Here is a 25,778-nt window from a genome sequence, read left to right on the forward strand (position 1 = left end):
GGTTCGAAGGGCTGGAAATCCAGCGATGTCTGGAGTGATCGACTAAAGCGGCTCCAGAACTGTAGGCGACTTCGCTTCAGCCACCCATCTGTGCCACGCGGCGCGTCATCCAGCTCACATAGCTGGTTCGTGTCATCTTGCGGCGAGCCGCTTCCGAATCTATGAAATTCAGCACATCGGCATCGAGCATCATATTTGCCCGAACAGATTTGCCTGACAAACGAATAAGTGGAACTGTCGTTAATGTGCTGCCCGCCGGCACGATAACGTTCTCAAGCGCACTCGGCTCAGCCAGCGACGCGTTCTCTCGCTCGGTTTCCAGCGCATAGTCACGCAATGCTTCCTCGGCATTGAGAAGCGCCTCATCTACCGTTTTGCCCATCGCAACTACGCCATCAATATCCGGAAAAACGACGCCATAAGCGCCTTTTTCTCCGTCGATAAAGGCTGGATATCTAAGAGTCATGGTTTTCGATCCTGCAAGATTTCTGTTTTGGCGCTGCCTTAAGGAGATGATGGAAAGTCGGCTTAGGCACTCCATCCCGCTTTCCTAGCAATTGATCCCGCAACGCCGGGGCTCAGTTCACGGTGGCGTGGTATCTGCACAAAACCCTTTTCCGGGTGACGGTAGATATCATGGGCAGATCCGTGCCGATCGAAGACCCAGCCATCGGATTTAAGTCGCTTTATGACTTTGGCTGTGTTTGTCTCCATGACGCCTCCAGATCGTGCATATATTTGCACATTCTTGGCGCCAGGTGCAAGCAATTGCTGAAAGCGGTGGCTCGAGCGCGGGCCTCATTGGGTGGTACATAAATTGACAAACAAAAACGCGCCGGTTTCCCGACGCGTTTTCTTTGTCTCGAACTTGAGCCTGTCCGCTCAGTTCAGCGTATAGGCGATCACGCTGTCGCCGGGCGTGGTGCCGAGCGAGCCGTGGCCGCCGGCGGCGACGACGATATATTGCTTGCCGTCCTTGCCGCGATAGGTCATCGGCGTTGCCTGGCCACCGGCCGGCAGCGCCATCTTCCACAGGACTTCGCCGGTCTGCATGTCATAGCCGCGGATCGCGTCGTCAAGGGCGGCAGCCGTATAGGCGACGCCGCCAGCGGTGGTCAGCGTGCCGCCATGGGCGAGCATGCCCATTTCGAACGGGATCGGGAACTTGAAGCCGGCGAACTTCTGGCCGGCAACCGTGCCGTTGCGATATTTCCAGGCGGTCTTGCCGGTCGTCAGGTCGACGCCGACGCGAACGCCCCAGGCCGGCGCATTGCAGGGAGCACCGAGCGCCGACTGGAAATGGTCGATCGACACGGCGTAGGGACCGCCGAGGTTTTCGTTGCCGGGCTTCGATTCACCGCCGGAATTGTCTCCGCCGAAGATCCGCTTGTCGAGCTGGCCCGCAGGACGCGGATAGAGCTTGTAGAGATAGGCCAGATATTGCGGCGTGCCGATCAGCCATTTGTTGACCGGATCGACGGCGACCGAGCCCCAGTTGAACACACCGATATTGCCCGGCCATACGAGCGAACCGGTCATGGTCGGCGGCGTCCACGGATTGCCGTCATAGCGGTTCTGGCTGTAGGTCGTGCGGCATGCCATCTGTTCGAAAGGCGTTGCCCCCCACATGTCGGCCTCGCGCAGCGGTGCCGGTGTGAAGCTCAGCGAAGACATCGGCTGCGTCGGCGAAAGCTTTTCGCCGGCAATGTCGGTATTGGTCCTCACCGGCACGTCGTGAACGGGCAGGATGGGCTTGCCGTTGGTGCGGTCGAGCACCCACAGATTGCCGATCTTCGTCGGGATGATGATCGCCGGCGTATCGACGCCATCCTTCGGCAGGTTCAGGAGAACCGGCTGCGAAGGGTTGTCGCGGTCCCAGAGATCGTGATGCGAGGTCTGGAACTTCCACTTCATCTGCCCGGTCTTCAGGTCGAGCGCAACCAGCGCATCGACGAAGGCTTCCTGCTCCGGCGTGCGCGAGACGCCGACCTGGTCGGGAGATGCATTGCCGAACGGGATATAGGCGAGACCCAGCTTTTCGTCGGCGGCAAATTCCGTCCAGGCGACGACCGAGTTGGATTCGTAGTGCTCGCCCGGTGCCAGCGGCGCCGTCTCGGTGGGCTTGGCCGTATCGAATTTCCAGACGACCTTGCCGGTGCGCACGTCGAAGGCACGCACGACGCCAGACGGATTGTTTTCGTAATAGTTGTCGGCGATCGCGCTGCCGAGGATGACGAGGTCCTTGGTCACCAGCGGGGAGGAGGTTTCCTGGTAGGTGGCGCGATTGGTATTGAGCATGCCGTCCATCAGGTCGACATAGCCGTCCGTGCCGAAGGTCTTGCACAGCGCGCCGGTATCGGCGTTGAGCGCAAACAGGCGGGCATCGACGGTGGTGGCGAGGATGCGGCGCGGGCATTCGGCAACCGCTGCGGCTTCCGCGGCCTGCTGGTCCGGCGTGCTGTCTGCCGGGGCAGCATAGGCGGCCGAGTCGTTATAGGAAACGCCGCGGCAGGTCTGGTGCTGATAGTAGGGGTCGCGCTTCATCATCGGGTCGAAGGACCAGCGAAGCTTGCCGGTTTCCGGCTCGAGCGACTGGATGACGTTGTGCGGGGTGCAGAAATAGAGCCCGCCATCGACTTTGATCGGGGTGGCCTCGAACGTGTATTCGGAGGAGTCCTGGTCGGCCTTGCGCAGGTCGCCGGTATGGTGCTCCCAAGCGACCTTGAGGCCCTTGACGTTGCCGGTGTTGATATCCTTCAGCGCCGAATAGCGCTGGCCGAGATTGCTGCCGCCATAGGCGGTCCAGTCATCGGCGGGATAGGCGACGCCGCTCGGGTCGGTGTTTGCATCGGCTGATGCCGTCTTTTCCAGCTTTCCGGTGATCGACAGCGGATCGTAGAACCAGGCGACGACACCGAGAACCACGATGATGGCGACAACCGCGCGCAGCACGAAAACGCCGTTGCCGAGGCGGAACGCCCAAGGCTTCTGCGGCCGGTTGACGAGGCTGTTGGTGACAAAGGGCAGGCTGAGCAGGATGCCGAGGAACACCAGCAATGCGCCGCGCGGAATCCATTGCCACTTGTCGAAGCCGACTTCGTAAAGCGTCCAGATGAACGTGATGGCAAGGGTCAGGGCATAGACCCAGAGGCCCGACTGGCGTCGCATGATCAGCAATATGCCGGACACAGCGAGGCCGAGGCCCATGATTACATAAAACGGGGAACCGCCTGCCAGGGCCAGCTTTGCTCCATAGAAGAGAATAGCAAGGCCGAGCAGTGCGGTGATAATCCCCCCGATACGAGACATCATCGGGATGTTCTCCTTCTGTCGATTTGAGGAAATACGGCTTCAATAAGGATGGTATGCGGCGAGGCGTCGCAGCATATGCGTAGGGTCGTAGTCCTGCGAAATCTTGGACACAATGCTTGTAAAGTTGTGTTGAGATGCACTTTATCAATTTTTATAACGTTTCACACAAGCAAAAGTGGATTCGTCAAGCGTTATGCGCGAACGGATCAATTGCCTCTGGCCAAACCTTGGACACGATGTTCTATTGCCTGGACGACAGGGGAAAACATGGCCAGCACCCGTAATGCGCGTGAAGACGATGTGGACGTTTTAGCCGAGATCGGTTTCCGTGCCTGGGAGAAGGCGATGGAGACCATCGGTGAGATGGCGGATATGCGCACCAGTGCCCGCGACGCCTTCGTCAACTTCACCCGCTCTTCCTGGCTGACGATCACCGTGGTCGAGCATTTCGGCTCGATCACCGGCTGGGCCGCGCGCGAACATCTCGATGAGGTGATCTCCGATTTCTGGATCGATCCGGAATATCAGGGGCAGGGGTTCGGCAAGCTGCTCTTGGCGGATGTCGAGGCAGAGATCGTCCACCAGGGGTTCGAGAAGGCGCGGCTTGAAACTCACGCCCAGAACAACGAAGCGATCGGCTTCTTCGAAAGGCACGGCTATGTCATTCACTGGCTGTCGGTTGCCTATTCGCCCAAGATCGATCGCGATGTCCAGTCCGTCGGCCTCTCCAAGCAACTGGTGGAAAAGCCCTCCGAGGATTATGGGCGGGAATTCTAGCCGTCGAGCAGATGTCTGATGAGTGCGAGCGCCGTATCGGGCGCCACGATCGCGACAATCAGCGCGAGGATCTGTAGTCCGAGAAACAGCGGCAGCAGCACGGGAAAGCGTTGCTTGCGTGTCTTGTGACGCAGCAGTCTCTGTGCAACGAGCGCCCCGGCTCCTCCACCGGCAAGGGCGAGGAGCAGCAATGTCCTTTCCTGCACGCGCCATTCGCCGTTACGGGCGGCCTGCTTGTCCCACCAGTAAACCCCGTAGACGAACATGTTGTAGAGGGTCGCCAGCAGGATAAGCAGCAGGATGGTCTCTATCGTCATCAAATACCCGGCACGTTTGTTTCCCATTGGCCGCAGGCGGCCATCCGACGCCTTGAAGCCTTGCGCCACCACGGCATTTGTTCTACCTCACGACTTCAAAGAATTCACGCATGAGACGAGCCCAAGATGACCCTGATCGACGTCCGTACCCCTGATCCGAAACGCTTCATCCCCGGCGCCACCGGCGACTGGGAAGTGATCATCGGCATGGAGGTGCACGCCCAGGTCCTCTCCAATTCGAAACTCTTCTCCGGCGCCTCGACCGAGTTCGGCAAGCCGGCCAACGGCAACGTATCTCTCGTCGATGCCGCCATGCCCGGCATGCTGCCGGTCATCAACGAGGAATGCGTCAAGCAGGCGGTGCGCACCGGTCTTGGCCTGAAGGCCGAGATCAACAAGCGCTCGATCTTCGACCGCAAGAACTATTTCTATCCCGACCTGCCGCAGGGCTACCAGATCTCGCAGTTCAAGGATCCGATCGTCGGCGAGGGCAAGATCGTCATCTCGCTCGGTCCCGACCGCCAGGGCCAGTTCGAGGATATCGAGATCGGCATCGAGCGCCTGCATCTGGAACAGGACGCAGGCAAGTCGATGCATGACCAGCATCCGACCATGTCCTATGTCGACCTGAACCGTTCGGGCGTCGCCCTGATGGAAATCGTTTCCAAGCCCGACATGCGCTCGTCCGACGAAGCCAAGGCCTATATGACCAAGCTGCGCTCGATCGTGCGCTATCTCGGCACCTGCGACGGCAACATGGACGAAGGCTCGATGCGCGCCGACGTCAACGTCTCCGTGCGCAAGCCGGGCGGCGAGTTCGGCACGCGCTGCGAGATCAAGAACGTCAACTCCATCCGCTTCATCGGCCAGGCGATCGAATACGAAGCCCGCCGCCAGATCGGCATTCTGGAGGATGGCGGCGTCATCGACCAGGAAACCCGCCTCTTCGATCCGGGCAAGGGTGAGACCCGCTCGATGCGCTCTAAGGAAGACGCGCATGACTACCGCTATTTCCCCGATCCGGACCTCTTGCCGCTCGAATTCGATGATGCCTTCATCGATGCGCTGAAGGCCGACCTGACCGAACTGCCGGACGACAAGAAGGCCCGCTTCGTCTCCGAACTCGGCCTGTCGATCTACGACGCCTCGGTTCTCGTCTCCGAAAAGGCGATTGCCGATTATTTCGAAGCCGTGGCCGAAGGCCGTGACGGCAAGACGGCGGCAAACTGGGTCATCAACGACCTGTTGGGCGCCTTGAACAAACTCGGCAAAGACATTGAAGAGACTCCGGTTTCGCCCGCCCAGCTCGGCGGCATCATCGACCTGATCAAGGCCGAGACCATTTCCGGCAAGATCGCCAAGGATCTGTTCGAGATCGTGCTCACCGAAGGCGGCGACCCGGCACAAATCGTCGAAGCCCGCGGCATGAAGCAGGTGACGGATACCGGCGCCATCGAAAAGGCCGTCGACGAGATCATCGCGGCCAATCCGGATCAGGTCGAGAAGGTCAAGGCCAAGCCGACGCTCGCCGGCTGGTTCGTCGGCCAGGTGATGAAGTCCACCGGCGGCAAGGCCAACCCGCAGGCCGTCCAGGCCCTGGTCAAGGCCAAGCTCGGCATCGAGGAATAATCAATCGGGCCGCAAATCGCGACGCGGTTGCGGCCTGCATCTTCCGTCTGGAGAAGCCCTATGGTCTACTTCGTCCGCACCGCCGGGGAAGAGGACGTGGAGAAGATCCGCGGCCTTTTGGGCGAGACGTTTCATGCCACCTATGATCCGTTCTACGGGACCGATCAGGTGGCGAAGATGGTCGGTTCCTGGCACTCATCGAGCGCCATCCGCTCGCGCATCGGCAAGCGCGACGGCGAGTTTCTGGTGGCCGACGACGGCCGCAAGCTCGGCGGCATTGCCTATGCGGCCATGTATCCGAAAATGGCCAAGACCGTGATGCTGCACCAGCTTTATGTGCGGCCCGAATCCCAGAACGAAGGTGTCGGCCGCGATCTTTTCGCCGAGATCGAAACCTGCTTTCCGGATGCGGAAATCATGCGGGTCGAGGTTGCCCTTCCGAACGCCCGCGCCATTTCCTTCTACCAGCGCCTCGGTTTTTCCGAGGTCGATCGCATGGAGGAATGGGGTGCGCCGAATTCCGGCCTGCCTGCAGTGATCATGGAAAAGCGGCTGTTGCAGCATTGAGTGAAACGGGGAGGCGGGTCCTATGAGCGAACTGATCATCAGAAGGGCACATGAGGAGGATCTGTCCGCGCTGATCGCCATGTTTGCCGAGGACGACAAGGGTGGCCATGGCGATACGACGGATCCTGACGCCTACGAGGATTATCTGCGCGCCTTTCATGTCATCGATGCATCCGCCAATGAGCAACTGTTTGTCGCCGAACAGGACGGCGAGGTGGTCGGCACGTTCCAGCTTCTCTTCACCCGCACGCTGACGTCACGCGGATCGCTGTCGATGATCATCGAGGCCGTGCAGACAAGACCGGATATGCGCAGCCGCGGCATCGGCGCGAAGATGATGGACTTTGCCGTCGACGAGGCGAAGCGTCGCGATTGCCGCCTCGCACAATTGACCTCGAATGCCGTCCGCAGCGATGCGCACCGCTTTTACGAACGCCAGGGCTTTGTCAAAACCCATGCGGGTTTCAAGATGAAGCTCAAGTGAGTGTGCTCCGGAGAGGCTTGAGAATCGCTGGACATGACGGGCGGCAGGCGTCATAAGCAGAAGAGCCGTATGTCGGCGCCGCAAGTCCTAGGCTAAGTCCAATCCGATCATGTCAAATCGACGGAATACCCCATGAAAGCACTTCTGCTGCAGATATTCACCTGGTGGAACGGTCAGACGATGGGGACGCGCTTCTTCACCTGGCGCCATGGCAAGAAGGTCGGCGAAGACGAGTTCGGCAATATCTATTACGAAGGCCCGATGGCCTCCTGGGGCAAGCCCAAGCGCTGGGTCGTCTACAAGGGCTATGCGGAGGCCTCGTCCATTCCTCCGGGCTGGCACGGCTGGATGCATTACCGCACCGACGTTCCGCCGTCGCAGGAAAACTACAAGCCGCGTGAATGGCAGAAGCCGCACCAGCCGAACCTGACCGGCTCGCCGCAGGCCTATTTCCCCAAGGGATCGATGGCATCCACCGGTGAGCGTCCGCGCGTCACCGGCGATTACGATGCCTGGACGCCCGGCAACTGACGCTTATTGGCCATAATCGCACTCTAGTCACGGTGTGAACGGTTCGCCGTGACGGAATGGATATGACACGCATGATGATTTCTCCTCGCAAATTTCTTCTCGGTGCGCTCGTTGCGGCAGCACCTCTTTCTGCGGGAGAAACTGCGTTTGCCGCCCGGATTTCCAATCCGGTGGCCGTCTTCGCCGGTATCGACAAGATTACCGGCCGCATCACCACGTTCGACGTCTATGTCAACGAGACGGTGCAATATGGCGCGCTGCAGGTGACGCCGAAGGTCTGCTATTCGCGTGACGATACCGAAGTGCAGAAGATCGACGGTTTCGTCGAGGTTGACGAAATCACCCTCGACCGCAAGATCCGCCGCATCTTCTCCGGCTGGATGTTCGCCGACAGCCCCGGCCTCAACGCCGTCGAACATCCGATCTATGACGTCTGGCTGACCGGCTGCAAGGCGAAGTCGGATATTCCTCCTCCGACGCCCGCGACCAACTGATCGCTAAGACCGCGGGGTCCTGTTGCGCCTGAACAGGCCGGTGATGAACTTCCAGGCACCGGCCCCACCGGCAAGCACGACCAGAAAACCGCCCTTCTTTAAAAGCAGTGCAATGGCGGCAAACAGCCCGAACTTGGCGGCGAGCTTGGCACCCGCACCGGCGGCGATCATGCCGGCCATGCCATAGGCGGCAATCTTGTCGCCGTTGCGATAGTCGGTATAGGTCGCCCCGCTGTCGAATGCGACGAGCTTCGTGACCGTCGGGATACTGTCCTTTATCTCGTCGAGCTGGCTCATCGCCGCGACGAAATCGAATTGCAGCACGCCTTCGCGGCCGAGCATGCGGACCGAATAGTTGAGCGTGTGTCTTACGTCCTCACCCTTGCCGAAAATCAGCTCGCGTGCCCAGTGCAGCGCATGTTCGGCCTGATCGTAATGCGGTGGGGACGCCCAGCCGACCAGCGTGATCGGCTCGAAGCCCTGCTTCTCGCGCTCGCCGTTTTTCTCCGCAATGCCCTGCTGGATCTGTTTCAGCAGGTCGTCGTAGTCGATCGAGTTGGCCTCCGCGTCGGAAACATGCCCGTCGGCCTCGTAGTCGACCACGGAGCCCCATGCGTCGTCGTCGGCGGGCAGGTAGCGGGCAGGGAAGATCATCCCGAGCGTACCGTCGGCGGCCGCCGGCGGATTGCCCCACAGGTCGACCAGCACTTTCCGGGTCGCCGCAGGATCGAGATAGTAAAAATCCTTCGGGATGTTGAGCGTCGCCGTGGCCGCGTTCAGCGCCACCGGGCCCTGCTGGAAATCGAAACTCTGGAAAAACTGCCTTTCCTTTTCCGGCAGATCGGACCTGCCGGGAAACATCTCTTCGAGCGTTTTCGCATGGGCCGCGCCGGAGACGGAAAGGATGATAAGAAATGCCGGAATGAAATGCTTCATGATACATGCCCCCAATGCTGGCGAGCATAGCGGCATCGCATGCGGGAACAACCAGAGGGCGAATTATTCCGGTGGATTGTCAGAAAGGCATATGCGGCGAATCGACCGCGGCCCGCAAAAGCACGAGATAATCGTCCTTGGGCACGTCGATCGCGCCGAAGGTCTTCAGGTGATCCGTGGTGAACTGCGTGTCGAGCAGCCGGAAACCATTGTCGTTGAGCCGTTGCACGAGATGGGCGAGGCAGATCTTCGAGGCATCCGTCCGCCTTGAAAACATGCTCTCGCCGAAGAAGGCGGCCCCGAGTGAGACACCGTAGAGCCCGCCGACCAGTTCATCTCCCTCCCAGGCCTCGACGCTGTGGGCATGGCCCATGCAGTGAAGCTCGCCATAGAGCTGCCTTATGGTGGCGTTGATCCAGGTACTCGGCCGGTCCGGCGCAGATTCGGCACACATGCCGATCACCCGATCGAAGGCGCTGTCGAAGCGGATCTCGAACGGTGCTCTGCGGATGGTCTTTGAAAGGCTCTTGGAGACGTGGAACGTGTCGAGCGGGATGATGCCCCGCATTTCCGGCTCGACCCAGAATATCTCGGGATCGTCGGCCGACTCGGCCATCGGGAACAGGCCTATCGAATAGGCTCGCAACAGAACGTCCGGGGTGATTGCCGGGTAATACCTGCCGCGCCGCCCTGCCATTTCACTCCCTGTTGCATCAACCCGAAGGCCGCGCCTGGCTTTCGCAAGGCGCGATGCGCATTCTATAGAGGAACGCCCGGAAGCTGTTGCCCCGGGCGTTTCATTATACTCAGTGTTCCTTGCCTCCGGCCAGATAATTTTCCAGCCAGTGGATGTCGTAGTCGCCCTTCTGGATGTCCGGGTTCTCGACCAGGTCCTGGAACAGCGGCAGCGTCGTCTTGATGCCGTCGACGACGAACTCGTCGAGCACGCGGCGCAGGCGCATCATGCATTCCTCGCGCGAGCGCCCATGCACGATCAGCTTGCCGATCAGGCTGTCATAGTAAGGCGGGATCTTGTAGCCGGCATAGGCGCCCGAATCGACGCGCACGCCGAGACCGCCGGGCGCGTGGAAATAGGTGATCGTGCCCGGAGACGGAACGAAGGTGCGCGGATCTTCCGCATTGATGCGGCACTCGATCGCGTGACCCTGGAACTGGATCTCGTCCTGCGTGACCGACAGCCCGTCGCCGGAGGCGACGCGGATCTGCTCGTGAACGAGGTCGATGCCGGTGATCGCTTCGGTGATCGGATGCTCGACCTGAAGACGGGTGTTCATTTCGATGAAATAGAACTCGCCGTTTTCGTAGAGGAACTCGATCGTGCCGGCGCCGCGATATTTCATCTTCTTCATCGCGTCGGCACAGATCTGGCCGATATTCATGCGCTGCTCGACAGTGAGAGCAGGGGAATTGGCCTCTTCCCAGACCTTCTGGTGGCGGCGCTGCAGCGAGCAGTCGCGTTCACCGAGATGGATAGCATTGCCTGCACCATCACCGACCACCTGGATCTCGATATGGCGCGGCTTGCCGAGGTACTTTTCCATGTAGACCGCGCCATTGCCGAAAGCGGCAAGCGCTTCGGTGCGGGCCGTGTTGAAGGCTTCGTCCAGATCGGCCTCGGTCTTGGCCACCTTCATGCCGCGTCCACCGCCGCCGGCCGTTGCCTTGATGAGAACCGGAAAGCCGATCCCCCTGGCAATCTCCAGCGCATTTTCGGGCGTCACTTCGCCTTCGGAGCCCGGAACGACCGGAATGCCGAGTTCGACGGCCGTCTGCTTGGCGGTGATCTTGTCACCCATCAGGCGGATGTGCTCGGCGGTCGGGCCGATGAAGGTAATGCCGTGCGCTTCGAGGATTTCCGCGAACTTGGCATTTTCCGACAGGAAGCCGTAGCCCGGATGCACGGCATCGGCGCCGGTGATCTCGCAGGCGGCGACGATCTGGTGGATGTTGAGATAGCTCTCGCGCGACGGCGGAGGACCGATGCACACGCTCTCGTCCGCAAGGCGGACATGCATGGCGTCGGCATCGGCCGTGGAGTGGACGGCAACGGTTGCGATGCCGAGTTCCTTAGCTGCTCTCAGCACGCGCAACGCGATCTCGCCGCGATTGGCTATGAGGATCTTGGAAATCATGAAAACCGCCTTATTCGACGATGACGAGCGGCTGACCGTATTCGACGGGCTGCGCGTCGTTGACCAGGATTTCAGTGACCTTGCCCGAGCGCGGGGCAGGGATCTGGTTCATGGTCTTCATCGCTTCGATGATGAGCAGCGTCTGGCCTTCCTTGACCATTGCGCCGACTTCGACGAATGCCTTGGAGCCCGGAGCCGGCGACAGATAGGCGGTACCGACCATCGGTGCGGTGACTGCATTCTTGTTGTCGGCGGCTGCAACCGGTGCTGCGACGGCGGCCGGAGCGGCTGCAACCGGCGCTGCGGCGGCCATCGGAGCGGCTGCAATCGGAGCCTGGACATACTGCGTCGCCGAAGCGCGCGAAACGCGGATGCGCAGATCGTCCTGTTCGACTTCGATCTCGGTGAGATCGGTATCGTTGAGGATGTCAGCGAGGTCGCGGATCAGTCCCTTGTCGATCCCGTTCTTCTTCTCAGACATGGCAAACCCTATTGTTCTGTTCTATCTTGTCAGGCGATTGTGTATTTCAAGGCATGCAGTGCGAGAATGTAGCTCGCCGTGCCGAAACCGCAGATGACGCCCTTGGCAGCCGGTGCGATCGCGGAATGATGGCGAAACTCTTCCCGTGCATGGACATTCGAGATGTGCAATTCGATCACCGGCACCGTTACGGCCTTGATCGCATCGTGAAGCGCAATCGACGTGTGGGTGTAGGCGCCGGCATTGATCGCCACGCCGACAGCCTTCTCGCCGGCTTCGTGAATCCAGTCGATCAGCGTGCCTTCGTGATTGCTCTGCCGGAAATCGATATCGAAACCGAGCTCCGCGCCGGCCGAAATGCACTGCTGCTTCACATCCTCGAGCGTCTGCCCGCCATAGATGCCGGGCTCTCTCTTGCCAAGCATGTTGAGGTTCGGGCCGTTGAGGACGAAAACCGTCTTGCTCATCACTGATCTATTGTTCCATCCGAATTTAGCGGCCACCTATAGACCGTGAGGCCGGCAAGGGAAAGCCCCTGCCGCGCCGAAACGCCGCTGCTGCCCCTGAGCTTGGGGATAAACGGCATATGGGGGTGATTGTGGTAAATGCGAGGGCCGCCGTCAGCAGGTGGCCTTGCCGCAGGCCCGGACGTTCTTGACCTTGTCCTCGATCTCGTCGAGCCCGACGGCGCCGAACATCGCCTGGTCGCCGACCACATAGGTCGGTGTTCCGGTAATCCCGATCGCATTGGCCAGCTGATAGGACTGGCGCACGAGATCGTCATTCGGATGATCGGCCATCGACTTGCGGATCGCCGCCTCCTTCAAGCCTAGGCCGGTCGCAACCGCCATTGCGGTCTCGTCGGAGGCATGCTCCTGGCCGCCGAGCAGGCGGCGGTGGAATTCGGGATACTTGTCGGGCGCAATCAGCCGCACCGCATTGGCCACCTTGTGGGCGGCAAGCGAATCCGGTCCGAGGATCGGAAATTCCTTCAAGACGAAGCGGACGTTCTTGTCCGTCTTGATGATGTTGTCCATGTCGCTCATGGCGCGCTTGCAGTAACCGCAATTGTAGTCGAAGAACTCGACGATACTGACGTCACCCTTGGGATTGCCAAGTACGATGTCGGTCGGCGACGAGAAGATCTGGTCCTTGTATTCGGCGACCGCCTTGCTCGACTGTTCTGTGCGCTGCGCCTGCTGCTTGGCTTCCAGCGCGTTCTGCACCTCGATCATCACTTCCGGATTCTGGATCAGATACTCGCGGATGAAATCGCCCATTTCCTTCTTCTGGGCGTCATCGAGCGCAAAGGCCGGTGCGGCCGCAGAAAGCGCCAGCGACAGACAGGCGCTGGCAGCGAAGGTCTTGAACAGACGGGTCATCATTTTCCTCATCACTTGGCAACCGCGAATCCGGCGCCCGAATATCAAATCGTCGGCAAGGCTAAGCCAACCGCGCCGCTCAAGAAACAGAAAATCTGCATTGCGGCACGAGCAAGGCTTCACATCTGCGTAGACGGGAATGGCCGAAAACCGCAACGGCCCCGCGCAAACCTCGCGCAAACCCCGTGCAAACAAGGAGATCTGGGCATTTGCGGAATCATTTTGTCAACGCGGTGCGGCCAGGAGGCGGCAGCGCCGCAAAAGAAAATGGCCGCATCCGCGGCCATTTTCATCGAGTGTTCTGTCTATCAGAAGAAACCGCGGCGCTGCCACCAGCCGGCCTTCTTCGGCTTGGACGGATCGCCGTCACCTTCCGGAGCGGCACTTCCCTCGGAACTCTTCACCACGGCCTCGCTGGAGGACGAGATGTTGGAACCGCGGTTGCCGCGAGCCGACTTGGCTTCGTCAGCGTCCGCTGCAGTCGATGCTTCGTCCGGGGTCGCGGAGACCACAGGGGCTTCTTCGGCCTTCACCTCTGCGGTGACGACTTCCGGAGCGCCGGTCTCTTCCACAGGAGCGGCAGGAGCGGCAGCGGCGGGTTCGGCAGTTGCTGCCTCTGCTTCAGCAGCTTCCGCAGCGATCGCCTTCTTGCTCCGGCGCGCGCGCTTCGGCTTCGGTGCAGCTTCGGCTTCCGCCTCGACAGCAACCGCTTCCTCGACCACGACTTCCGCAGCCGCCGGCTCGACGACAGTCTCCGCCGGAGCGTCGGCGACCTCGGCGACAGCCTCGGCCTCGTCATCGGCAGCAGCGTCTTCGCCCTCGGCGCCGGCTTCTACACCGTCCTCGCCGTTGCGATTGCGGCGTCCGCCACGCTTGCCGCGGCGGCGGCGCTTGCGACGGTCACCTTCGCCATCGGCCGAAGCGTCGGAGGGAGCTGCGGTGTCGACGATATCGCCTTCGGCCTCGTCGTCGCCTTCCTCGCCGTCTTCGGAGATTTCCTCGATATTGCCGCCCTGAGCCTGGGCATCGCCATTGCGCTCGCCGTTACGGTTGCGACGACGACGGCGGCGCTTGCGCTTGCGGCCGTTCTGGTCGTCACCCTCGGCGCGTTCCTGCCTGGCCGACTGGGACTGACCCGACGACTGGGCGGGTGCCAGTTCCTCGTCTTCTTCCTCTTCCATGTCGATGACGATGTCATCGTCGTCTTCCTCGACAGGAATGGCGGCAAACTGCATCAGGCTTTCGATCTTGACCGGGTTTTCAACCGGCTCGCCACGATCGATGGCAAAATGGCTCGAACCGATGCCGGCGTCGGATTCGATGAAGATCGAAACGCCGAAGCGGTTTTCGTAATCCACCACGCTGCCGCGCTTGTGGTTGAGCAGGAAGAGCGCGATGTCCGGAGTGGTCCGCACATTGATGTCATGCGTGGTGTTCTTTAGCAGATATTCCTCGATGCCGCGCAGCACGTGCAGGGCAACGGAAGACTGCGAACGAACATGGCCGGTACCGCCGCAATGCGAGCAGATCTGCGTCGTCGATTCCAGAACCGAGGCGCGGATACGCTGGCGTGACATTTCCAGAAGGCCGAAATGCGAGATGCGGCCGACCTGGATGCGGGCGCGGTCGTTCTTCAGGCAATCCTTCAGCTTCTTCTCGACAGCGCGGTTGTTGCGCTTTTCTTCCATGTCGATGAAGTCGATGACGATCAGGCCGGCAAGGTCGCGCAGGCGAAGCTGGCGGGCCACTTCCTCTGCCGCTTCCAGGTTCGTCTGGAGTGCGGTGTCCTCGATCGAATGCTCGCGGGTCGAACGGCCGGAGTTGACGTCGACAGCCACCAGAGCTTCGGTCTGGTTGATGATCAGATAACCGCCGGACTTCAGCGTTACCTGCGGCTGCAGCATGCGGTCGAGCTGTGCCTCGATGCCGGAACGCGAGAAGATCGGGTGCAGGTCGCGATAGGGCTGAACCACCTTGGCATGGCTCGGCATCAGCATCTTCATGAAGTCTTTCGCTTCACGATAGCCTTCTTCGCCCGAAACGATGATCTCGCCGATATCCTTGTTGTACAGGTCGCGGATCGAACGCTTGATCAGCGAGCCTTCCTCGTAGACGAGGGTAGGGGCGGTCGACTGCAGCGTCAGCGTGCGGACGTTTTCCCACAGGCGCATCAGGTATTCGAAGTCGCGCTTGATCTCGACGCGGGTGCGGTTTGCACCGGCGGTGCGCAGGATTACGCCCATGCCCTGCGGCACGTCGAGTTCGCGGGCAACTTCCTTCAGGCGCTTGCGGTCCTGCGGCTGGGTGATCTTGCGGGAAATGCCGCCGCCACGCGCCGTGTTCGGCATCAGAACCGAGTAACGGCCGGCAAGCGACAGATAGGTGGTCAGCGCCGCACCCTTGTTGCCACGCTCTTCCTTGGCCACCTGCACGAGCAGGATCTGGCGGCGCTTGATGACTTCCTGGATGCGGTACTGCTTGCGCGGCTTGCGCTGCACGCGATCAGGGACCTCTTCCATGGCGTCTTCGGCGCCGACGGATTCGATCTCTTCCTTCTCGTGATTGTCGTCATCATCGTCGTCGTCGCTGTCGTCACGGCGGCGCGAACCGACATCTTCCGAAATCGAGTCGGTGTCGATCATGGCGGCCATGCTGTCCGGCGTCGACGTGTCGTCGCTGGTCGTGCTCTCGGTCGCTGCAGCGTCCGCGGCTTCGGCAGATGCTTCTTCCGGAGCAGCTTCGACGGCCTTCTTGCGCGAGCGGGTGCGCTTCGGCTTGGCCTTCTTTTCCGGCTCGGCGGCGACAGCGTCTTCAGCTGCAACGGCCTCGGCGGCCTGCGGTGCGGCCTCAGCCTCGACCGGCACGATGCCGACATCGGGCTGTTCCTGGTTGGCGAGGTCTACGACCGGATCGACAGCCTCGGCCTCGGCGATCTTGCGCTGGTCCTCGGCTTCCTGCTGCATCAGCGCCTGACGGTCTGCGAGCGGGATCTGGTAATAATCGGGATGGATTTCGGCGAAGGCCAGGAAGCCGTGCCGGTTGCCGCCGTAATCGACAAACGCTGCCTGCAGCGACGGTTCGACACGTGTCACCTTCGCCAGGTAGATATTGCCGCGGATCTGCTTCTTGTGCTGCGATTCGAAATCGAATTCTTCGATGCGATTGCCGCGTACGACGACTACGCGCGTCTCCTCTTCGTGAGACGCGTCGATAAGCATTTTGTCTGCCATTGAAATTCTGCTCCTCGGCGCCGCCGCGCAAATGCACGAAAGCCTGCCGCGAGGACAGGCTCGTTATGCACAACGGTCATGACGCCGGATAAGGGTGATCCCGCTGGGTCGAGGCGAGACGGCAATCGGAAAGGCAGCGAAGCCGTGGGCTTCTTCCTTCTTTCCGTGATCTGAAAAATTTGCCGCAACATTAAAGACCAAACGTGACTGACGATAACTGGACCCTCACGGGTCCGATGGGGTGCTCCATGCGAGCGGTGGGTGGCGTGCCACCCGGCATTGTTCCGGCCGCGGCCGGAGTGATCGATTTACAAACAGGTCGAGAGTTGCGACGGCGGATGCTTGCCGGTCCTTGGCGCCAGTCCCGTGAAGGCTGGCCAGCCCATCGGCAGACTATCCCGTTAACCCTTTAACCTGTCTGGCTTTGTATGTTTTATCTGTCACAATAGCAAGGGAAAAGCCGTATCCGCCATATTGTGGATGGATTTGCCGGCCTAATCGAACATGGAGTTCCGGCAGCGATTCGCTCGCCTTGGAACATAAATGCCTGAAATGCGGGACTTTCGCACCGAAGTCGGGTCGGATGCGAAGGATGAAGAGGCGGGATACGGCTTGAAGTTGGATAGAGTGCTAACGATCGTCGGTGCGGCAGGGCTGCGCGCGATCGCCCAAGGTCCGCGAATCATTGAGCGATTTGCGCTCGTCGTCGCGTTGCTCTTCGTCGCTTTTTCCTCCGCGTCTTTCGCTTCGCAACAACCCATGCTGGCATTTGCCGCACGTGTCGCCGGCGACGACGCCCGAACGCGCGTCGTCATCGACTTTGAGAGCAAGCCGGCCTTCTCCGTCCACTATATTGGCAAGCCGGAACGTATCGTCGTCGACCTGTCCGCGACCGCCTTCGGCTTCCCGGCAGGCGACCTCGCGCCGCGCGGCCTTTTCAAGGATATCCGTTACGGCACAATGGGGGAGGATAGCGCCCGTCTCGTGTTCACCACCAGTCGTCCGGTCAAGCTCGTCACCGCCGAGGTTCGCCAGAACGAGGACAGGGGCTTTCGCCTCATTCTCGATGCGGAGATCACCTCTCAGCCGCAGTTCGATGCGATGCTGAAGACGCAGGACTGGGGGCAGTCCGCCGCCGTGCCGCCGCAGGATATCGATCCTCCGGTCGAGGATGGCGTGTTTGTCGTCGCGGTCGATGCAGGCCATGGCGGCATCGATGCCGGCGCGAGCGGTGCGACGACCAAGACGCCGGAAAAGACGGTGACGCTCGCCTTCGCCAAGCTCCTGGCCGACAAGCTGAACAAGATCGAGGGCGTGAAGGCGTTCCTGACGCGCGACGACGATACCTATCTGTCGCTGTCCGAGCGTGTCACGGTGGCCCGCCAGCATCACGCCGATCTCTTCATTTCCATCCATGCCGATACGCTGCCGCAGAAGGATATCCGCGGCGCGACGGTCTACACGCTGTCCGACAAGGCCTCCGACCGCATGGCGGAAAATCTGGCCGCGCGCGAAAACCTGTCCGACCAGCTGGCGGGTTATCAGGTGGAGGATGCCAAGCCGGAGGTGGCCGATATCCTGCTTGATCTGACCCGTCGCGAAACCCAGGCCTTTTCGGTGGCGCTCGCCGATAACGTGGTCAAATCCTTCGATGGACAGGTCGGCTTGATCAACAATCCCCACCGCCAGGCGAATTTCCAGGTCCTGCGTGCCCCCGATATCCCCTCCGCGCTGCTCGAAATGGGCTTTCTCTCCAATAGCGACGACGAAAAGCTGCTGCTCGACGAGAATTGGCGGGACAAGGTCGCAAGCCTGCTGGCCGAGGCGGTCCACCGCTATCACAAGCGCTCGGTGGCCAATGGCGGATGATGCGGCAAGGCGTGGCATCGATACCACACCGGCCTGACAGATTGTCACGCCGCAACCGGAACTAGCGGAAATACCTGTGAAAAGCCCTAGTTTCCTCACATTCGACGGGCATGGGGTGGCAATGTATTTCGCATTGGCCGAACTTGCACAGAGTTGAACCCGGCCGCCCTTGCGCTGATGGAAACGTCGTGCAAAAGGCCTGCAGGCATGCGATGGTGCGTCTTGCGCCGAAGGAAAGCTGAACGGTAGCTCAGACATGATCAGACTGATTGGATACTTCTTTGGGATGGCCTGCGTGCTCTTCCTGGGCGCAGCAGTGGCCGCTGCCATCTATCTGCATGGCATGACCAAGGATCTGCCCGATTACGAGGTCCTGAGTTCCTACGAGCCGCCGGTGGAAACCCGCGTGCATGCCGGCAACGGTGCGCTCCTGGCCGAATATGCGCGCGAGCGGCGTCTCTTCCTGCCCATCCAGGCCATTCCGGATCGCGTCAAGGCGGCCTTCATTTCGGCCGAAGACAAGAATTTCTACACCCATCCCGGTGTCGACATTACCGGCCTCGGCCGTGCGATCGTCAACAACCTGCAGAATTTCGGCTCCGGCCGCCGCCCAGAAGGTGCCTCGACGATCACCCAGCAGGTGGCCAAGAACTTCCTCCTGTCGAGCGACCAGACGATCGACCGCAAGGTCAAGGAAGCAATTCTCTCCTTCCGCATCGAACAGGCCTATTCCAAGGACAAGATCCTTGAACTCTATCTCAACGAGATTTTCTTCGGCCTGAACTCCTATGGCATCGCCGGTGCCGCGCTGACCTATTTCGGCAAGTCGGTGACCGAGCTGACCACGGCAGAGGCGGCCTATCTCGCCGCGCTGCCGAAGGGCCCGAACAACTATAATCCCTACCGCCACGAGCAGGCCGCCATCGATCGTCGCAACTGGGTGATCGATCGCATGGCCGAAAACGGCTATATTACCGCGGAAGATGCCGCCGACGCCAAGAAGCAGCCGCTCGGTGCCAAGCAGCGCAACGAAGGCCGTTATATCGTTGCCTCCGATTATTTCTCCGAAGAGGTTCGCCGCCAGCTGATCGACAGATATGGCGACAAGGCGCTTTACGAAGGCGGCCTGTCCGTGCGCACCTCGCTCGATCCTGATCTCCAGGTTCTCGCCCGCAAGGCTCTCCAGCACGGGTTGGTGGAATTCGACCAGCGCCGCGGCTTCCACGGTGCTCTGGCCAGTGTCGACATGTCGGGCGACTGGGGAGCGGAATTGCAGAAGCTGATCACCGGTGGCAAGGTCGTCGACCTGCGCGACGTGCCCGAATGGGATCTTGCCGTCGTCCGTTCTGTTTCCGCCAAGTCGGTCGAAGTCAGCCTTCGCCCGCAGGATGGCAATGGCGGTCCGTCGAGTGCGGATCTCCAGACCGGCACGATTTCTGCCGACGACATGAAATGGGCCTACCGGGATGCCGACGGTGACCGCAAGCCTGCAAAGTCGCCGGATGGCGTATTGAAACCCGGCGACGTCATCTATGTCGAGCCGACTGCGGCAGGCTCCAGCAGCTATCACCTGCGTCAGCCGCCCAAGGTACAGGGCGGTCTTGTGGCGATGGACCCCAATACCGGTCGCGTTCTGGCCATGGTCGGCGGCTTCTCCTATGCGCTGTCGGAATTCAACCGTGCCACGCAGGCGATGCGTCAGCCGGGTTCGTCCTTCAAGCCGATCGTCTACTCCGCCGCTCTCGACAACGGCTATACGCCGGCCTCGGTCGTCCTCGATGCACCGATCGAGATCGTCAACGGCGACAAGGTATGGAGCCCGGACAATTACGGCAACGAAGGTTCGAACGGGCCCTCGACGCTGCGCTTCGGCATCGAGCATTCCCGCAACCAGATGACTGTTCGTCTGGCGCAGGACATGGGCATGGATCTCGTCGCCGAATATGCCGAGCGTTTCGGCATCTACGACAAGATGGCGCCCTACCTGCCGATGGCGCTTGGCGCCGGTGAGACGACCGTCATGCGCATGGTTTCGGCTTACGCGGTGATCGCCAATGGCGGCAAGCAGATCAAGCCGACGCTGATCGACCGCATCCAGGACCGTTACGGCAAGACGATCTTCCGTCACGAGGAGCGCAGCTGCGAGGGCTGCAATGCCAGCGGCTGGAACAATCAGGAAGAGCCGACGCTGGTCGACAATCGCGAGCAGGTTCTCGATCCGATGACCGGCTACCAGATCACCTCGATGATGGAAGGCGTCGTCCAGCGCGGCACCGCCGCCGGCAAGATCCACATCACCGACCGCCCGGTCGCCGGCAAGACCGGTACCACCAACGACGAAAAGGATGCCTGGTTCGTCGGCTTCACCCCGAACCTCGTCGCCGGCCTCTATGTCGGTTTCGATACGCCGGCCTCACTTGGCAGGACGGCAACCGGTGGATCGCTTGCCGCGCCGATTTTCGCCGACTTCATGGAGCCGGCTTCCAAGCTGACGCCGCCTGAAAAATTCCACGTTCCGGATGGCATGAGCTTCGTCGCCGTCGACCGCAAGACCGGCATGCAGGCGCAGGAAGGCGATCCGAATGCGATCGTCGAAGCGTTCAAGCCTGGCACCGGCCCGGCCGATGGCATGCATATCATCGGCGAGGGCGATACCATGACCCAGGACCAGATCCTGCAGTCGTCGCCGCAGGCCCAGCAGGCGATCACTTCGGGGGCATCGGGTCTTTACTGACCCTTCCGGTCTTCATTGCAGCCGGGCGCGGTCTTTACATCTGCGCCCGGCGCAACTATGTCCCACCGCATCTCCAATCCCGAAAATGGAAGAGAAGAAAACGCCATGCGCGCGGAAATGCTGAACGTTGTCGACGAAATCAAGCAGGCCATAAGCCTGCTGAGGAGGCATCTTTGACTGGGATCAGGCTGTAAGAAGACTGGACTGGTTGAACAACAAGGCAGAGGATCCCAACCTCTGGAACGACGCCCAGGAAGCCCAGAAGCTGATGCGCGAGCGCCAGCAGCTGGAAGAAAGCATCAATGGCGTCAGGGCGATGGAAACCCAGCTTGCCGACAATATCGAGCTCATCGAGCTTGGTGAGGAGGAAGGCGACGAGGCGATCGTCAAGGATGCCGAAGATGCCTTGAAGGCGCTGAAGGCAGAGGCCGGTCGCCGCCAGGTGGAAGCCATGCTTTCGGGCGAAGCCGATGCCAACGACACCTATGTCGAAGTGCATTCGGGTGCCGGCGGTACCGAAAGCCAGGACTGGGCGAACATGCTTCTGCGCATGTATACGCGCTGGGCCGAGCGTTCGGGCTTCAAGGTCGAGCTTCTCGAAGTTCACGATGGCGAAGAGGCAGGCATCAAGTCGGCGACCATCCTCGTCAAGGGCCACAATGCCTTCGGCTGGATGAAGACCGAATCGGGCGTGCACCGTCTCGTGCGCATCTCGCCCTATGATTCGAACGCGCGTCGCCACACGTCCTTCTCGTCGATCTGGGTCTATCCGGTCGTTGACGACACGATCAATATCGAGATCAACGAAAGCGACTGCCGCATCGACACCTACCGGTCGTCGGGTGCCGGTGGCCAGCACGTCAATACGACCGACTCGGCCGTGCGTATCACCCATATCCCGACCGGCATCGTGGTTGCCTGCCAGCAGGAACGCTCGCAGCACAAGAACCGCGCCAAGGCCTGGGAAATGCTGCGTGCCCGCATGTACGAGGCCGAGCTGATGAAGCGCGAAGCCGCCGCCAATGCGGAAGCAGCCTCGAAGAGCGATATCGGCTGGGGTCACCAGATCCGCTCCTACGTGCTGCAGCCCTACCAGCTGGTCAAGGACCTGCGCACCGGCGTATCGAGCACCGCACCGGACGATGTTCTGGACGGCGACCTGAACGAGTTCATGGAAGCCGCTCTCGCTCACCGCATCAGCGGCAAGCCGGATGTCGAGGTCGGCGACGTCGACTGACGTTACGACAGCTGAAGATAGTGAAAGGCCGGGTGATGAGCCCGGCCTTTTTACGTCGTCAGTTGGTGAACTGTTCCGCCAGGATACGGTCCGACCAGGAATGATCGGGATCCGACAGAATGCGCGCCGTCAGTTCCGTTGATTGGGCGATGCGCACATGCAGCACCGACTTGACCTCGGCATTGTCTGCCACCGCATTCACCGGCCGCTTGTCCGGCTCGAGGATGGAGATGTCGACACAGACATGGTTCGGCAACAGCGCGCCGCGCCAGCGCCTTGGCCGGTAGGGCGAAACCGGCGTCATCGCCAGAAGCGGTGCTTCCAGCGGCAGGATTGGCCCATGGGCGGAGAGATTATAGGCGGTCGAGCCCGCGGGCGTGGCGACCATGACGCCGTCGCAGATCAGTTCGTCGAGCCGCACATGGCCGTCGACTTCCACCCTGAGCTTGGCAGCCTGATAGGACTGGCGAAACAGATAGACCTCGTTGATCGCCAGCGCCACCGACACGGCACCGTCGGTGCTCGTCGTGGTCATCTTCAGCGGATGGAATTCGTTTTCGACAGCCACCGCGATCCGGGCCGGCAGGTCGTCGGTCCTGAAATCGTTCATCAGAAAGCCGACCGAGCCACGGTTCATGCCATAGACCCGAGGTCCATGGCTGATGTTCTCGTGCAGCGTCTGCAGCATGAAGCCGTCGCCGCCGAGCGCGACGATCACGTCCGCTTCTCCGATCGGCATGTTGCCGTAAAGCCCGACAAGCTCTTCCAGCGCCGCCTGTGCATCCGGTGCCGTGGAGGCGATGAAGGACAGCTTCTCGCAGCTGATGGTCCGAGAGGTGGACATGGACGGAGGACCTTTGACGATGCCGAATGTGAAGGGGCGTCGGCGGGATTGCAGATCGCTGTGCGGTCAGAAAGCGCAAAGCCCGCCAGTGGTACAGGAAAAGCGAGGCTGAGGACAAGCATCTTGGGCTTGTGCGGCAAGCTATCCGGCTGGAAGAGTGGCCGAACCCGGCATCCCGCACGGCTCGATACCGCAGGATAAACGCTATGAGGGCAAAGGTCGCATTGGGGACTATCGGGCCTTGTTCCCGGAACACCGCGCCACAAAGTCCGGATTGGCGAAATCGGCGCAATCCGGTCGCCCGGTTTTGCCATATGTCAGCGGATGACCGTCGAGATCGAAGGTCATGCCGCCTGCCGCCCGCAAGATGGCGTCCCCGGCCGCCGTGTCCCATTCCATCGTCCGGCCGAAACGGGGATAGATGTCAGCCGCGCCCTCGGCGATCAGGCAGAACTTCAGTGAAGAGCCGACCGTGCGGATATCCGAGGCACCGGAGTGGTTGATGAACGCATCCGTCTGCGCGCAGCGGCTCCAGCGGCTGGTAACGGCGATATCGGGAGAGGCCAGCGCGCGCGCGCGCATCGGCTGGCGGCGCGTTACCTGGAAATTGGTATCCACCCAGAGCTTTTCCGCACCCTCCGGGCTGCCGCGATAGGCAAGCCCAAGGGCTGGGGCGTAGACGAAGCCGAGAACCGGGATGCCCTTGTCGATCAGCGCAATGTTGACGGTGAAATCGTCATTGCCGTTGATGAACTCCTTCGTACCGTCGAGAGGGTCGACCAGCAGGAAGGGCTTGCCCTCGACATCGGGAATGCGGCCCGCGGCTGCCGATTCTTCAGCGACCACCGGAATGCCGGGGCATTCCGTCGCAAGTCTCGTCAGGATGATCGCTTCGGCCCGTTCGTCGGCATCGGTGACCGGAGAGGCATCGGACTTGTAACGGGCATCCGGTCCGGCCCTGTATATATGCAGGATCGGATCACCGGTAAGAAGCGCGGCGCGTTCGAAAATGTCCAATAGGGACTGAAGGGGCGGGATCTTCGACATGATGCGCCTTCAATGCCATGTTTTGCGCATTTACGGGAGTCCCGCAGCCCTGGACCGTGAGCTTAATGCGCCTGCCGGCTCGCTCGCCTGGTCATTCCGCCGGTAAGAAGGCCGCCCAGAGATCGCAGGACTTCAAGCCCGATCTGCCCAAGCAGAAGGAAAAGCCTGCCGATAAGTTCCCCGAGCTGTGGATGGCCCGATGGAGCAATCGGTTGATACGGCAACGGTGCCGGAGCCGGGCTCGAGCTGTCTTCGCTATCCTCTTGCATCGGGCTGTCTCCCGTCTCGCCTGCTGCCGATACCGTTCGCCGGCTGATCAGGGCTGCGAGGCCAAGCGCCGGTCGCAATGTGTCGTCGGGCAGGGGCGTAAGATCCCATCGGTCGCTGAGGAAGGTCTCCGGCTCTATCCGGTATCCGGCCTCGATCGCCGCCTCGATGAACGTCGCACGCGCCAGCGCCGGCTCTCCGCTCCCCGTCAGCACATTGCGGCAGGACCGTACCGCAAGCATGTGCATGTCCGTTCTCATTGTCGGCCATGCGCCGACCAGCATCAATGCGGCATCGAGCGTGCTGGTAATGAACACCGTTCCCGGTCTTCCATACATCTCGATGACGACGGGCGTCTTCCAGGTACCTGTTTCCATGCCTGTCTCCCAAGTCATATTAGGATGTGAGCATGTAAGGCTTGCGCGAGGGTGGATTTATCAGGAAGTTCTAATGGTAGGGTGCCCGCCGTTCTTTGACCGGAGGGCACCGGTCGAAAAGTTGACCGCCGGTCAGCGCTTGCCGGTCAGGTGCAGCCGGGTGGCATAAAGCGCAATCGCCGCTGCATTCGACACGTTCAGAGACTTGATCGCCCCCGGCATGTCGAGACGGGCGAGCGCGCTCACCGTTTCGCGGGTCTTCTGCCTGATCCCCTTTCCCTCGGAGCCGAGCACCAGAGCGATCCGTTCGCCCGAAAGCGTATCCTCGATCGGGGCGGGGCCTTCCGAATCAAGTCCGATCGTCCGGAACCCCAGCTTGTGCAACTCGCCCAGCGCGTCGGCCAGATTGGTGATCTGTATATAAGGTATCAGTTCCAGTGCACCGGAGGCGGATTTCGCCAGCACGCCGGATTCGGTCGGGCTATGTCTCTGGGTGGTGATGACTGCGCCGGCACCGAAGGCAACGGCCGAGCGCATGATGGCGCCGACATTATGCGGGTCGGTCACCTGATCGAGCACCAGGAGAAGCGGGCTCTCCTTGAGCGCTTCGAGGCGGCGCACCGGCAACGGCCGCGTTTCCAGCATCACGCCCTGATGGATTGCCTCCGGTCCGAGCACCTTGTCGATATCCTGCGGCGAGACGAATTCCACCGGGAAGGGAAGGGCGGTTGATTCACCGATATCGAGGCGCACGAAAGCGTTCTGTGTCACCGAGAGCTTGATCAGCTTGCGTTCGGGATTGTCGAGCGCGGCGCGCACCGTATGCAGGCCATAGAGATAGACCTGGTCCGGCTGCAGTTGCGGCGGATTCCAGTCCTTGTTGGATTTCGGGCGCCTTTGTTGCTGGGGCGTGGGAATTTCCCCGCGCTCGCGCTTCTGGTCGCGCACGGCGCGCCGCAGCGTGGCGTAATGGGTGTCGCGGGCGGATTTGTCTTTGGGATCTTTTGTGCTCATGCCGCCTTATATAGGCGAGGCCCTATCCGGCAAAGCCCCTCCGCAAGGGGCATGGTGGAGAACGTAATTTTTTCGTCATTTTTTCAAAGAGGTCGT

24 protein-coding genes are annotated in these 25,778 nt (G+C 61.0%); 9 read left to right on the top strand and 15 right to left on the bottom strand.

Annotated features, from left to right (window positions below; genetic code table 11):
• Positions 1-76 precede the first annotated feature (76 nt).
• From NCHU2750_RS06705 to NCHU2750_RS06715, 3 genes are all read right to left on the bottom strand, one after another.
• Positions 77-466, bottom strand: coding sequence for a type II toxin-antitoxin system HicB family antitoxin (locus NCHU2750_RS06705; RefSeq protein WP_162939523.1), 390 nt, complete (start codon positions 464-466; stop codon positions 77-79).
• A gap of 62 nt (positions 467-528) precedes the next feature.
• Complete coding sequence (locus NCHU2750_RS31290) at positions 529-714, bottom strand: type II toxin-antitoxin system HicA family toxin (protein ID WP_119939739.1); 186 nt, start codon at positions 712-714, stop codon at positions 529-531.
• A 168-nt stretch (positions 715-882) separates the two neighbouring features.
• The gene (locus tag NCHU2750_RS06715; protein ID WP_119939740.1) at positions 883-3,312 is read right to left on the bottom strand and encodes a membrane-bound PQQ-dependent dehydrogenase, glucose/quinate/shikimate family; all 2,430 of its coding nucleotides are present in this window, start codon (positions 3,310-3,312) and stop codon (positions 883-885) included.
• Between the two features lie 267 nt (positions 3,313-3,579).
• Between NCHU2750_RS06715 and NCHU2750_RS06720 the strand changes: the two genes are divergently transcribed.
• Entirely contained in the window at positions 3,580-4,089 is a 510-nt protein-coding gene (locus NCHU2750_RS06720; protein ID WP_119939741.1) for a GNAT family N-acetyltransferase, read from the top strand.
• On the opposite strand, the gene NCHU2750_RS06725 is transcribed toward NCHU2750_RS06720, so the two are convergent.
• A complete protein-coding gene (locus NCHU2750_RS06725) occupies positions 4,086-4,406 on the bottom strand; it encodes a DUF1294 domain-containing protein (protein WP_119939742.1) in 321 nt (106 codons plus the stop codon). The genes NCHU2750_RS06720 and NCHU2750_RS06725 overlap by 4 nt on opposite strands.
• A gap of 126 nt (positions 4,407-4,532) precedes the next feature.
• Between NCHU2750_RS06725 and gatB the strand changes: the two genes are divergently transcribed.
• The 5 genes from gatB (at position 4,533) to NCHU2750_RS06750 (ending at position 8,111) form a co-directional block, all read left to right on the top strand.
• Entirely contained in the window at positions 4,533-6,035 is a 1,503-nt protein-coding gene (gene gatB, locus NCHU2750_RS06730) for an Asp-tRNA(Asn)/Glu-tRNA(Gln) amidotransferase subunit GatB (RefSeq protein ID WP_119939743.1), read from the top strand.
• Between the two features lie 60 nt (positions 6,036-6,095).
• Entirely contained in the window at positions 6,096-6,602 is a 507-nt protein-coding gene (locus NCHU2750_RS06735; RefSeq protein ID WP_119939744.1) for a GNAT family N-acetyltransferase, read from the top strand.
• Between the two features lie 22 nt (positions 6,603-6,624).
• Positions 6,625-7,086 carry a GNAT family N-acetyltransferase gene (locus NCHU2750_RS06740; RefSeq protein ID WP_119939745.1) on the top strand — a complete coding sequence of 154 codons (462 nt, stop codon included), beginning with the start codon at positions 6,625-6,627 and terminating at the stop codon, positions 7,084-7,086.
• 132 nt (positions 7,087-7,218) lie between these two features.
• Positions 7,219-7,617 (top strand): NADH:ubiquinone oxidoreductase subunit NDUFA12, encoded by a 399-nt coding sequence (locus NCHU2750_RS06745; RefSeq protein ID WP_119939746.1) that lies wholly within the window; start codon positions 7,219-7,221, stop codon positions 7,615-7,617.
• A 71-nt stretch (positions 7,618-7,688) separates the two neighbouring features.
• Complete coding sequence (locus tag NCHU2750_RS06750; protein WP_119939747.1) at positions 7,689-8,111, top strand: DUF2155 domain-containing protein; 423 nt, start codon at positions 7,689-7,691, stop codon at positions 8,109-8,111.
• 3 nt (positions 8,112-8,114) lie between these two features.
• On the opposite strand, the gene NCHU2750_RS06755 is transcribed toward NCHU2750_RS06750, so the two are convergent.
• The 7 genes from NCHU2750_RS06755 to NCHU2750_RS06785 all read right to left on the bottom strand — a co-directional run bounded on the left by NCHU2750_RS06755 (position 8,115) and on the right by NCHU2750_RS06785 (position 16,293).
• On the bottom strand, positions 8,115-9,047 hold the full coding sequence (locus tag NCHU2750_RS06755) for a DUF2167 domain-containing protein (RefSeq protein WP_119939748.1): 933 nt from the start codon (positions 9,045-9,047) through the stop codon (positions 8,115-8,117).
• Positions 9,048-9,126: 79 nt separating this feature from the next.
• On the bottom strand, positions 9,127-9,744 hold the full coding sequence (gene aat / locus NCHU2750_RS06760; protein ID WP_119939749.1) for a leucyl/phenylalanyl-tRNA--protein transferase: 618 nt from the start codon (positions 9,742-9,744) through the stop codon (positions 9,127-9,129).
• A gap of 109 nt (positions 9,745-9,853) precedes the next feature.
• Positions 9,854-11,200, bottom strand: a complete 1,347-nt coding sequence (gene accC / locus NCHU2750_RS06765) for an acetyl-CoA carboxylase biotin carboxylase subunit (protein ID WP_119939750.1) — start codon at positions 11,198-11,200, stop codon at positions 9,854-9,856.
• Between the two features lie 10 nt (positions 11,201-11,210).
• Entirely contained in the window at positions 11,211-11,681 is a 471-nt protein-coding gene (gene accB, locus NCHU2750_RS06770) for an acetyl-CoA carboxylase biotin carboxyl carrier protein (protein ID WP_119939751.1), read from the bottom strand.
• A 29-nt stretch (positions 11,682-11,710) separates the two neighbouring features.
• Positions 11,711-12,148: a type II 3-dehydroquinate dehydratase gene (aroQ, locus tag NCHU2750_RS06775; protein WP_119939752.1), complete on the bottom strand. Its 438-nt coding sequence runs from the start codon at positions 12,146-12,148 to the stop codon at positions 11,711-11,713.
• Positions 12,149-12,301: 153 nt separating this feature from the next.
• Positions 12,302-13,063, bottom strand: a complete 762-nt coding sequence (locus NCHU2750_RS06780; protein ID WP_119939753.1) for a DsbA family protein — start codon at positions 13,061-13,063, stop codon at positions 12,302-12,304.
• Positions 13,064-13,371: 308 nt separating this feature from the next.
• On the bottom strand, positions 13,372-16,293 hold the full coding sequence (locus NCHU2750_RS06785; protein WP_119939754.1) for an Rne/Rng family ribonuclease: 2,922 nt from the start codon (positions 16,291-16,293) through the stop codon (positions 13,372-13,374).
• Between the two features lie 612 nt (positions 16,294-16,905).
• Between NCHU2750_RS06785 and NCHU2750_RS06790 the strand changes: the two genes are divergently transcribed.
• From NCHU2750_RS06790 to prfB, 3 genes are all read left to right on the top strand, one after another.
• Complete coding sequence (locus NCHU2750_RS06790) at positions 16,906-18,162, top strand: N-acetylmuramoyl-L-alanine amidase (protein WP_245480353.1); 1,257 nt, start codon at positions 16,906-16,908, stop codon at positions 18,160-18,162.
• A gap of 256 nt (positions 18,163-18,418) precedes the next feature.
• Positions 18,419-20,896 (top strand): penicillin-binding protein 1A, encoded by a 2,478-nt coding sequence (locus tag NCHU2750_RS06795; protein WP_119939756.1) that lies wholly within the window; start codon positions 18,419-18,421, stop codon positions 20,894-20,896.
• A gap of 105 nt (positions 20,897-21,001) precedes the next feature.
• Positions 21,002-22,133, top strand: a protein-coding gene (prfB, locus tag NCHU2750_RS06800; RefSeq protein ID WP_119939757.1) for a peptide chain release factor 2 whose coding sequence is annotated in 2 segments (ribosomal slippage) — positions 21,002-21,070 and positions 21,072-22,133 — 1,131 coding nt in all. Because the reading frame shifts where the segments join, the coding sequence is not laid out codon by codon here.
• A gap of 58 nt (positions 22,134-22,191) precedes the next feature.
• On the opposite strand, the gene NCHU2750_RS06805 is transcribed toward prfB, so the two are convergent.
• The 4 genes from NCHU2750_RS06805 to rlmB form a co-directional block, all read right to left on the bottom strand.
• Complete coding sequence (locus tag NCHU2750_RS06805) at positions 22,192-22,977, bottom strand: NAD kinase (RefSeq protein WP_119939758.1); 786 nt, start codon at positions 22,975-22,977, stop codon at positions 22,192-22,194.
• 231 nt (positions 22,978-23,208) lie between these two features.
• The gene (cysQ, locus tag NCHU2750_RS06810; RefSeq protein WP_119939759.1) at positions 23,209-24,024 is read right to left on the bottom strand and encodes a 3'(2'),5'-bisphosphate nucleotidase CysQ; all 816 of its coding nucleotides are present in this window, start codon (positions 24,022-24,024) and stop codon (positions 23,209-23,211) included.
• A gap of 62 nt (positions 24,025-24,086) precedes the next feature.
• Positions 24,087-24,668, bottom strand: coding sequence for a DUF982 domain-containing protein (locus NCHU2750_RS06815; protein WP_162939524.1), 582 nt, complete (start codon positions 24,666-24,668; stop codon positions 24,087-24,089).
• A 132-nt stretch (positions 24,669-24,800) separates the two neighbouring features.
• Positions 24,801-25,682: a 23S rRNA (guanosine(2251)-2'-O)-methyltransferase RlmB gene (rlmB, locus tag NCHU2750_RS06820; RefSeq protein WP_119939761.1), complete on the bottom strand. Its 882-nt coding sequence runs from the start codon at positions 25,680-25,682 to the stop codon at positions 24,801-24,803.
• Positions 25,683-25,778 lie beyond the last annotated feature (96 nt).

The organism is Neorhizobium sp. NCHU2750, assembly GCF_003597675.1.
Classification (GTDB): Bacteria; Pseudomonadota; Alphaproteobacteria; order Rhizobiales; family Rhizobiaceae; genus Neorhizobium.